The sequence below is a fragment of the Acetanaerobacterium elongatum genome (assembly GCF_900103835.1).
In the GTDB taxonomy this organism is placed as follows: Bacteria; Bacillota; Clostridia; order Oscillospirales; family Ruminococcaceae; genus Acetanaerobacterium; species Acetanaerobacterium elongatum.
In genome coordinates, this window is the sequence record NZ_FNID01000010.1 from 81,454 (window position 1) to 91,420 (window position 9,967).

Below are 9,967 nucleotides of genomic sequence, written 5' to 3' on the forward strand. Positions count from 1 at the left end.
CAAAGATATATAACCCATATGATCCCGGCCCTCCCAGAGACCGATGGCGGCCGGATTATTACATAAAATGCTGGAAATGTGGCACAAAAATCGCCTTCCGTAAGATAGATTCCAATATACGTACTTAGTACAGAGCACGATGCGATTATGACATACGAGCCTGACAAGTAGCTTTAAAGCTATGCGTCAGGCTCTTTTTATATATGCTTTAGGCTGCTTGTCAGGCTCTTGATAAAAATTCAAGGGCTTTGAGCTTCAGTCAGATACATCCCCATTTCTGCGGACTGACTTGTTTTTTGGCTTGTTGGTATTAGCCCTTGAAATCCAAATTTCAAGGAGGCTATACGATGAGACAGCATAAAACAAGCAAGGACAAGCGCGCCACCTACATCTACTACACCGAGGACGGACACAAAACCATACTGGTTCCGGGCAAGGACGGAGTTACTGAAGCAGATATTCATACCCTGCATGAATTTGATGATGCGGAGTATCGTCAGCATCGCCGAGAAACCGAAAAGCACCGCTCTATTGAAGCCGCTATAGAGGAAAACGCCGAGCAGTTTCCGAGCAGCTTTAATCTTGAAGCTGCCGCTCTGCAAAACATTGAAAACGCCAACCTGCATGAAGCCATCAATTCCCTGCTGCCCCAGCAGAAAGCCTTGATACATAAAGTATTCTTTGAAGGATGCAGCCTTGAGAGCATTGCCCGCGAGGAGGGTGTTTCCGGACAAGCTATCGGAAACCGTCTGAAAAAGATTATTGATAAACTGCAAAAAGTTTTGAAATAGGGGGTTGGGATTCGCCTCTGCCGCCGGATATAGACAGAAGGGCAAATGTAGTCCTTCGGAAACGGAGGTAAACCAAATGAAACATCAGATTGTCATCAACGTATCCGACCCCAAGGGGCAAAAACGCACGGTGCTGACCGGCGGCGATGTCAAGCTGCGCGACCGCTTTTTGAATCTGCTGTTCGGTAAAGGACAGCGTGTGTTGGTGCTTGTTCCCGCTGATTCGGTTCAGTCGGTCGCCATTAAGGAGGTGTCTGCCGATGCAGCAACCTGATATGCCGGTGAAAGCAAGGCCCTACAGGCACCAGCAGGAAGCCTTTGATTTTGCCTGCAAACTGTTCGGCCTGCCGGTTGGAGGTGATGTCCGCCGCATTTTCAGTAGAGGAGCAGCCCTCCTTATGGAAATGGGCTGACCATGCACCGGAAAAACCATTACAAGCATCGGCATTGCCGGAGCTCTGTACCAGGCAGACCTCATCCGCAGGGTTCTGGTGGTAGCGCCACTTTCTATCCTTGGCGTTTGGGAAGAAGAATTCAAAAAGTTCGCTGATTTTGACTTTTCTCTTTCAATCCTTGCAGGTTCAAGTGTGAAAAAGGTCGAGACCTTACGGCAGATGAATGGTCAGGCGCTCCAAGTAGCGGTGGTCAACTACGAGTCTGCCTGGCGGCTCGAGAAGGAGCTGCTTACGTGGGATGCCGACCTCATCATTGCCGATGAGGGGCACAAAATTAAAACGCACAATATCGCCGCATCCAAGACCATGTACAAGCTGGGTGCAAAAGCACGGTACCGGCTTCTTCTGACGGGGACAGTCATCACAAACAAAGCGATTGATGTTTTCAGCCAGTACAAATTTCTTAACCCGGCAGTCTTCGGGCAGAGCTTCTATGCCTTCCGCAACCGGTACTTTGATATGGTCGGCTACGGTAACCACACCCCAGTGCTGAAGAAGTCAATGGAACAGGAGCTCACCAGGCGGCTGCACAGCATAGCCTTTCGGGCGACAAAAGCGGAGTGTCTCGATCTTCCAGATACAATCGACATAATCCGGCACGTCTACCTGGAACCGCAGGCTACCGGAATCTACCGGGGCTTAGTCAAAGACAGCTATGCTGAGCTGTCCAAGGGTGAGGTCAGCGTAACCAACGTTCTGACCCGGCTGCTCCGCCTTTCACAGCTTACCGGCGGCTTTATCAGTGATGATGAAAGCGGCATCGTTCAAAAGGTCAGTGACGCAAAGCTAAAAGCGCTTGAAGACATCCTCGACGCCACCCTGCAGGAAGATAAAAAGCTGGTGGTTATCGCCAGATTCGTTCCTGAGCTGCAGGCCATCTGCAAAATGCTTGCTAATCGACATGTCCGCTACTCCCTCATCATGGGCGGTGTAAAAGACCGCTCAGAACAGGTTGAACGGTTTCAAAACGATCCAGAGGTGTCTGTCTTTGTAGGACAGATTGCCACGGCGGGGCTGGGCATTACACTCACCGCCGCCAGTACGATGGTGTTCTATTCGTTGGATTACTCGATGTCCAATTTTGAGCAGACCAAGGCCCGTATCCACCGGGTCGGCCAGAAAAACGACTGTACCTACCTGTACCTTGTGGCCAAAGGCACTGTGGATGAGAAGGTTCTAAAAGCACTGCAGCAGAAAGCAGATCTCGCAAAAGCACTGGTGGATGATTATCGCCAAGGCAACAACCCATTTACACAATTGGAGTGAACAAATATGGAATCAGAAAGTATGTTTGAACTGGCTGAGCAGCTGAAAGAGCTGCGTGAAAGCAAGAAATATGCCGAACAGGAGCTCAAGGAGATCAACGCCGACATCGAATCCACCGAACAGCAACTGGCGCAGCTCATGCTCGATACCGAAACGCAGAGCTTTAACCGTAACGGCACGATGTTTTATCTCAGCTCTACCGTCCGTGCCTCAGCTGTCGCCGGTCGCAAGGACGAACTCTATACGGCACTACGGGAGCAGGGTTTCGGTGACCTAGTTTACGAAACAGTGAACGCCAATAGTCTGTCGGCCTTTGTTAAGGAGCGGATGTCCGAAAACGAAGATGCACTCCCTGCTTGGCTGGACGGCTTGGTTAACCCTTACGAGAAAACTACCGTCAACATCCGCAATGTTACGAAATAACAACATTTTAGGAGGATAAATTTATGTCTGAAAACAAAGAACTTACAACCACTGCGCAGAGTGGCTATCTTCTAGTAGCCGATTTCAATATGTCAGAGTCCATTGCCGATGAACTGGCGGGGCTTGACCTTACCTTTGACCGCATCAAGATTCCCAGCGGAGGCGGTACCGTGTATGAGGTACCCGGTGAGGATTCCGATGAATGCGATACCGTTAAGGAGTTCTCCGCTGTCATCCTGTACCATCATCCGGTGTTTGCCTTTTACAAGGAAAAGTATACCGGCGGCTCCAACCCTCCGGATTGCGGAAGCTATGACGGCATTACCGGCGAGGGCAATCCGGGCGGCAAGTGCAGAACCTGTCCCCTCAACCAGTTCGGCAGCGCTGAAAACAACGGCAAGGCCTGCAAGAACCGCCGCCGTATCTATCTGCTCCGTGAGGGCGAGGTATTCCCGCTTATCCTGTCCCTCCCTACCGGCTCAATAAAGGAGTTCACCCGGTACATCCAGCGTCTGCTCGGCAAGGGCAGAAAGTCTTATGGCGTGGTTACCAAATTTGCACTGAAGAAGGCGTCCAGCAACAGCGGTATCGCATATTCTCAAGCGACCTTCGGTATCGACCGTGTTCTTACCGACGAGGAAATTGCCGCCGTCCGTCCTCTTGCCAATCAGGTGAAGGCTATGAGCCGGAAGGTCGGCTACGACATGGACGAGCCTGCCGAAATGCCCATCAATGTTGACCCTGAAACCGGCGAGGTTATCGAACCTTTGAAATAATCATCTGTCCGGCGCGGGAGTGGAGCGTGTCTCCCCTCCCATGCGGCTGGGCAGTAAGGAGCCAGTATGAATTACCAATGCGTAACTACGCATGAAGAAATACACCGATACCTCGAAGGCGCTGATATCATCGCCTTCGACTTTGAAACTGCGCCTATGAACAATTTCCGTAACGAGGATAAGGCCGCGCTTGATGCTCACAAAGCTGAGATCGTCGGCGTCAGCTTCTCCGTTTCGGAGGGTACCGCCATCTATGTACCGTTTACCCACCGCGTCGGGCGTAATTCATCTGACCCGCAAGGGATCATCAATTATCTGACCAAGGCGGTGTGGTTGAATCCCAATGTCACAAAGGTGGCGCACAACATCAGCTTCGAATCCATGTTTTTGTACGCCCGAGGTATCGTGATCCAGCCCCCCGTTTATGACACGATTGCAGCCAGCCAGATGACGCTCAAAAGCAGTACAGAGTTTCGGCAGCTGTCGGACAGCGGCCTTAAGATGCTTGCCTCACAGCTATTCGATGCCGCGATGCCAAGCTTTGAAGCCGTGACTGACGGACACTTTTTTGATGAGCTCGATCCGCAGGACGCAGAAACCATCCGCTATGCTTGTGCCGACTCAGATTACACCCTTCGCCTATATCACCTCTTCAATAACTGGTTTGACCATTATCTTCCGAACCACCGTTTTATCGTGGAACAGATTGAGTCTCCTACGGCAGTATTTTGCGGTTTGATGAAATACAACGGCCTGCCGATGGATAAGGACACAATGCTGTGCAAACAACGGGAAGCAGATTTAAAGCTTGCCGAGCTTCAGGATAAGATAGCTTCCATCATTGGAGATGTCAACATAGGAGCCAATGCAAGCACCTCAGAGTTTAAGAGCTTTCTGTTTAAAGGCTTAGGGCTTCCTGTGCTCAAAAGCACTGCAAAGTACCAGGAGGCCGCAGATGATGAAACCATGATTCTGCTTGCAGACTGGTGCCGTGAGAACCGCCCCGAGCTGGTGACGCTGTTTGAGCTGATACAGGAATACCGCAAGTGGGGCAAAATTAAATCTACCTACATAGACGGATATTTACGCCATATCAGCGGAGCAACCGGCCGCATCCACCCGGACCTTCTGCCGCTTGGTACTGAAACAGGCCGCTTTGCGTCCCGCAATCCCAACCTGCAGAACTGTCCCCGCAAGGGCAATGACCCTGTCGGTGTACGTAAGTTTATTGTAGCCCCCAAGGGCAAGGTACTGCTGTCACTCGACTTCTCGCAAATTGAGCTGCGCGTCGGTGCGTTCTACTGCCGAGATGACAGGATGCTGGAAACCTACCGCAGCGGTGGTGACATCCATGCGCAGACCACCTCGGTTATCTACCATATCCCCTTTGAACAGGCTGCCAATAAGAACGCTGGGCAATACAAGGAGCGCCGTACCATCGCCAAGAACTGCAACTTCGGAGTGTTCTTCGGGCTGTTTGCCAAAGGCCTGCAGCGAACGCTCCGATTCAAGGCAGGACTGGACACCCCGCTTTCGGAGTGTGAAACCATCATTGACAATCTTAAGGCTGGTTACCCCATGCTGTCACGATGGCAGGAGAATGTTAAGCGTCAGGCCCAAAAACGCGGATATACACAAACCTGGCTTGGCAGGCGCCGATATCTGCCCGATATCAGTTCTTCGGATTGGGGCAGAAAATCCTACGCCGAGCGATGTGCACTTAATACGCCCATTCAGGGTACGGCAGCGGATGTTTTAAAACTTGCCCTTGGGCGAATTATTGCTGGCTTGCCCGAGCGCCTGTGGCTTAGGCCTCTGTTACAAATCCACGATGAATTGGTATTTGAGATTCCTGAAAACAAAGTGGCTGAAGCCATAGCTTTTGTAAAGCAGTGCATGGAGGCACCGCCCTTCCCTGGATTCGACGTTCCCATCGTGGCTGAAGCCGCTGTGGGTGACTCATTCGGGACTTTAAAAGAACTGGAGGATTAAAAGCCCTATGGGTATAAACAAGTACAACAGCGAGGGGTACTATGACCCCACCGCTTACGAAGCAATGCTAAACATAGAAAAAGAAGTCAAGGCCTCGGTGTTCCGGCCTATGGTGTTTATCTGTTCACCCTATGCAGGATCAAAGGATGGCACACTGAATACAGAGCAAAACGTCAGCCGGGCACAGCGTTATTCGCGTTTTGCTGTAAGCCGGGGATGTATTCCTTTCGCACCTCACCTGCTCTTTCCGCAGTTTATGGATGACGATGACCCGAAGGAGCGCGCAAACGCGATCTTCTTCGGTATGGTTTTCATGAGCAAATGCCAGGAGCTATGGGTGTTCGGCAGAAACATCACCCGTGGCATGGCGGTGGAAATTGAGAAGGCAAAGCATCGCGGATTACCCATTCGTTACTTTACAGACAGCTGCGAGGAGGTGAAGTAGCGGTGCACCAGTTTTCTCATGAGCTTGCGTCTTTGAAACAATGGGTGTGCTGGCGTCTGGAGCCCGCTCCCGAGAAGGACAAAGACAGCAAGATTCCCTACAACCCTTGTAACGGAAGAAAAGCATCCTCCACCAATCCTCAGACATGGACTACCGTCGAGGCAGCACTTGCGGCCAAGGAGAAATATCTCTTTACCGGCGTCGGCTTTGTTTTTACTAAGGACGACGGTTTAGTAGGTGTTGACATTGACCACTGCCGCAATGCAAAAACCGGCGAGCTCTCAGAAAAGGCTGTAAGTATCGTTCAAAGGGCAAATACCTATACCGAAATCAGTCCATCCGGCGAAGGTCTGCACCTCTTTATCAAAGGCCGAATACCGGAAGGCGGTAACAAAAACACCAAATCCGGCGTGGAGATGTACTCCTTTGGCCGCTACTTCACGATGACAGGAATGCGTCTGGATGGCACACCCGATACGGTAGCTGAAGATAACGGTACACTTGCCTGGATTCATGAAACATATATTAAGCCGCCAAAGAAAGCTGCAGCCAAGCGCAAGAAAGGCAATAAGCCCGCAAAGCCGCTTACCGACGAGGAGATTATTGAAAAGGCCTCCGCCACTGAAAACGGCGAAGCGTTTATGGCCTTGTGGGAGGGCAAATGGCAGGAGAGCTATTCAAGCCAGTCAGAAGCGGATATGGCGTTGTGCTGCAAGCTGGCTTTCTGGACAGGTAAGAACCGCGAGCAGATGGACCGACTGTTTCGTCAAAGCAAGCTGTACCGTGAGAAATGGGATGTCAAGCATCATGCTGACGGCGCTACCTACGGAGAAGAGACCTTAAGCAAGGCCATCGAGACAGTGAGCGATTCTTACCGCTCTGGAGGTGATACCTCCGTATTTGAGTATGAAGGCCGTTATTTTCGTTCCAAAGGTGAGGCGGTCTATGCACTGACTAATTTCATTGTAAAGCCTGTGGAGATGATTGTGTCCGAAGACGAAACGCAGCTTACCGCCGATCTGGTAACCTTCAAAGGCGAGATTTTCCGGCAGACCTTTATGACCACCGATTTCTCCAACCTGCAGAAATTCAAGAACATTCTGAATAAGCGCACCATCGCACTCAGCTATACGGGCTCCGAGGGGGATTTGGAGCTGCTGAAAAATTATATCTCCGATTTAGACTGGGTACGTAAAACCGGCGTCAAGGCCCTCGGTCTGTACCATATTGCAGGGCGCTGGGTGTATGTCGATTCGGACGGCGCCATGGAGGCCGGAGGCAATGTGGTGCAGGATGTGGTGCAGCTTGAGAAATACCGCAATATTTTAAGTAGCCTTCTTTCTACTGATTCCCTATCCCCCGAAACTTTATGTGACCTCGGGCCGCTGCTGCTTGGATACAATGAAGCCCCTAAAACGGTGGCGGTGCTTGCCTGGTGTGCCGGATGCTTTCTGAAAAGCCATCTGAAAAAGGCGCAGATTAAATACCCGCACCTGTTCCTGATCGGTGAGGCAGGCAGCGGCAAGAGCAACACCCTGGAACGAGTCATCCTGCCTGTTTTCGGACCCGTAAAAGTTGCGGCTGCTACGCAGGTAACCGCTTTTACGCTGATGAAGGATTCGGCCTCCAGCAACCTGGTGCCGCAGCCTTTGGATGAGTTCAAGCCTTCAAAAATCGATAAGTATAAGCTCGATGTCCTTTATAACCATATGCGCGATGCCTATGACGGGCATGAAGGTACCCGTGGCCGAGCGGACCAGAGCACGGTGTACTACGAGCTTACCGCACCGCTCATTGTCGCCGGTGAGGAGTCACCCGATGAATCGGCTATCCGTGAACGCAGTATTGAGCTGCTGTTTTCAAAGAAAGACCTTAAGTCTGGAGAATGCCGCAGGGTATTTATGCGTCTGTGCAAAATGAGCGATGCGCTCGGCAACCTTGGCCGCAGTCTGCTGGAGGCCGCACTTTGCACCGACGCAGCGGAGGCAGAAGCATGGTATACGGAGGCCCTTACGCACTTTGACGAAAGCCTGCCTTCCCGTATCCTCAACAATCTGGCCTGCTGCGGTGCGGGACTTCGGCTTCTGGAACGCCTATGCAAAATGAAATCGCTGTCATGGACGCAGGTTTTCAACATTACATTGGACGCCTGTTACCACTATCTTACCTATGCGGCAAAGGAATATCTGCTTGACGGCAGCTTGGTGAACAAGGGTATCATCGAGCAAAGCCTTGAAATCATGGCACGCATGGGTCTGGACCCCCGAACGCAGTGGTCATTTCTCGAAGGAAGGGAACAAGTGGCAATCCGTTTCAACAAGGTCTACGATCACTACACCAAGTATCGTCGTGACTATGCCATTACGGGCGAATGTCTGCCCTATGCCCAGTTTCTCAAGCAGCTGCGCAATTCGGATCTGTTTATCACCTACAAGCAGGTGCGCTTCCCAGATTGTAACGCCAAGGCCTATGTTCTTGATTTCGGCCTGCTGCAACAACGCACAGACATCACAAATTTTAACGGTTCAGATATTGAACCACTTGCATAATTTTTGTTTCCTTGTTTCCTATTATCGTTCATTTCTATATCTACACGGATAAGTTGTTCTTTCTCGTGTGTGCACGTACGCATGTGCGCGTAAAAAGATAGACACCTCTTGAAAAAGCGGAAACGAGGAAACAAGGAAACACAAAGGAGGTCGTCATGGCTGAGAAAGATATTGTCACCGCTATCCTTCGATATCTCGGGACAATACCGGGCTGCTTCTGCTTTAAGGAGCATGGCGGTATGTACGGTACAGCCGGTATTCCGGACATTATCGCCTGCATAGGCGGAAGGTTTGTCGCCTTTGAGGTGAAAACGCCGTCCGGAAAGCTGACAAAGCTTCAAGAAAAAACACTTCAAAAAATCATCGAAGCCGGAGGCAACGCCTGCAAAGTAACGTGTCTTGCGGAGGCAAAGACCATTGTGAATGGGATTATTCGACTTGAAAACGAGGAGGATTTGGCCCTATGAGTATTAAGGAATATCTCGGACAAGCCTACCGGCTTGACCAGCGCATCAACAGCAAGCTGGAGCAGATCGTTTCTCTGCGTGAGCTTTCTACAAAAGCGACGTCCACCCTGACAGACATGCCGTCAAGCGGAACCCGCAATGTACATTCGATGGAGGGCATCATAGTCAAAATGATTGATCTTGAGAATGAGATCAATGCTGATATTGACGCGCTTGTGGATTTGAAACGTGAGTTAGTTCTGGCCATTAAGGCTGTTGAAAACCCGGAGTACCAAACCCTTTTAGAACTGCGTTACCTTTGCTTTAAGAGCTGGGAGCAGATTGCCGTAGCCATGAACTACAGTGTGCGTAATATATACAAGATGCACGAACAGGCACTGGCGAATACGACCGTGCCTACAGGTGTGCAGTAAAGTTCATTGTTTTTCATGTCCTTCGTCTGGTAGTATTATAATTACCAAAAGAATCAAAACCACCAGTTAAACTGGTGGTATGCACCAGCCCTAAAAGGGCATATTACTGGCACAGCGTCTCAAGACGCACTGAATGGTTCCGCCAACCGCATTACTATTACGGGCAGCCGCTAAAGCGGCTGTTCGTTTTTCATGCCTTTGTTTCCTTGCTACCCGTGAACGGGTCTATGTATTCTTTGAATGATATTTGATCTGAAGCTATGTCTTCTTGTAATTGGTTTTTGATATATTCTTCAATTACTTTTGCATTTCTTCCTACTGTATCAACATAATATCCTCTGCACCAGAAATGCCTGTTCCCATACTTATACTTCAAATTTGCATGCCTAT

At 50.4% G+C, this 9,967-nt stretch carries 12 protein-coding genes; 11 read left to right on the forward strand and 1 reads right to left on the reverse strand.

What is annotated here, in order from left to right; all coding sequences use genetic code 11:
- Nucleotides 1-347: 347 nt before the first annotated feature.
- The 11 genes from BLR50_RS04980 (at nt 348) to BLR50_RS05025 (ending at nt 9,577) form a co-directional block, all read left to right on the forward strand.
- Complete coding sequence (locus BLR50_RS04980; RefSeq protein WP_092639180.1) at nt 348-791, forward strand: sigma-70 family RNA polymerase sigma factor; 444 nt, start codon at nt 348-350, stop codon at nt 789-791.
- 76 nt (nt 792-867) lie between these two features.
- Entirely contained in the window at nt 868-1,065 is a 198-nt protein-coding gene (locus BLR50_RS04985) for a hypothetical protein (protein ID WP_092639182.1), read from the forward strand.
- Nucleotides 1,052-1,204, forward strand: a complete 153-nt coding sequence (locus BLR50_RS14675) for a hypothetical protein (protein WP_242871692.1) — start codon at nt 1,052-1,054, stop codon at nt 1,202-1,204. Before BLR50_RS04985 ends, BLR50_RS14675 begins: the two co-directional genes overlap by 14 nt.
- Nucleotides 1,205-1,222: 18 nt before the next feature.
- Entirely contained in the window at nt 1,223-2,512 is a 1,290-nt protein-coding gene (locus BLR50_RS04990) for a DEAD/DEAH box helicase (RefSeq protein ID WP_242871693.1), read from the forward strand.
- A 6-nt stretch (nt 2,513-2,518) separates the two neighbouring features.
- On the forward strand, nt 2,519-2,935 hold the full coding sequence (locus BLR50_RS04995) for a gp33 family protein (protein ID WP_092639184.1): 417 nt from the start codon (nt 2,519-2,521) through the stop codon (nt 2,933-2,935).
- A gap of 23 nt (nt 2,936-2,958) precedes the next feature.
- Nucleotides 2,959-3,711: a hypothetical protein gene (locus BLR50_RS05000; protein WP_092639186.1), complete on the forward strand. Its 753-nt coding sequence runs from the start codon at nt 2,959-2,961 to the stop codon at nt 3,709-3,711.
- Nucleotides 3,712-3,777: 66 nt separating this feature from the next.
- Entirely contained in the window at nt 3,778-5,703 is a 1,926-nt protein-coding gene (locus tag BLR50_RS05005) for a bifunctional 3'-5' exonuclease/DNA polymerase (protein ID WP_092639188.1), read from the forward strand.
- Nucleotides 5,704-5,710: 7 nt separating this feature from the next.
- Nucleotides 5,711-6,148, forward strand: coding sequence for a DUF7768 domain-containing protein (locus tag BLR50_RS05010; protein WP_092639190.1), 438 nt, complete (start codon nt 5,711-5,713; stop codon nt 6,146-6,148).
- 2 nt (nt 6,149-6,150) lie between these two features.
- Nucleotides 6,151-8,697, forward strand: coding sequence for a phage NrS-1 polymerase family protein (locus BLR50_RS05015; protein ID WP_092639192.1), 2,547 nt, complete (start codon nt 6,151-6,153; stop codon nt 8,695-8,697).
- 155 nt (nt 8,698-8,852) lie between these two features.
- Nucleotides 8,853-9,164, forward strand: a complete 312-nt coding sequence (locus BLR50_RS05020; RefSeq protein WP_092639194.1) for a VRR-NUC domain-containing protein — start codon at nt 8,853-8,855, stop codon at nt 9,162-9,164.
- The gene (locus BLR50_RS05025) at nt 9,161-9,577 is read left to right on the forward strand and encodes a DUF1492 domain-containing protein (protein WP_092639196.1); all 417 of its coding nucleotides are present in this window, start codon (nt 9,161-9,163) and stop codon (nt 9,575-9,577) included. The genes BLR50_RS05020 and BLR50_RS05025 overlap by 4 nt, the downstream gene beginning before the upstream one ends.
- 190 nt (nt 9,578-9,767) lie before the next feature.
- On the opposite strand, the gene BLR50_RS05030 is transcribed toward BLR50_RS05025, so the two are convergent.
- A partial coding sequence (locus BLR50_RS05030; protein ID WP_205408659.1) for a transposase occupies nt 9,768-9,967 on the reverse strand: 200 nt, incomplete at its 5' end.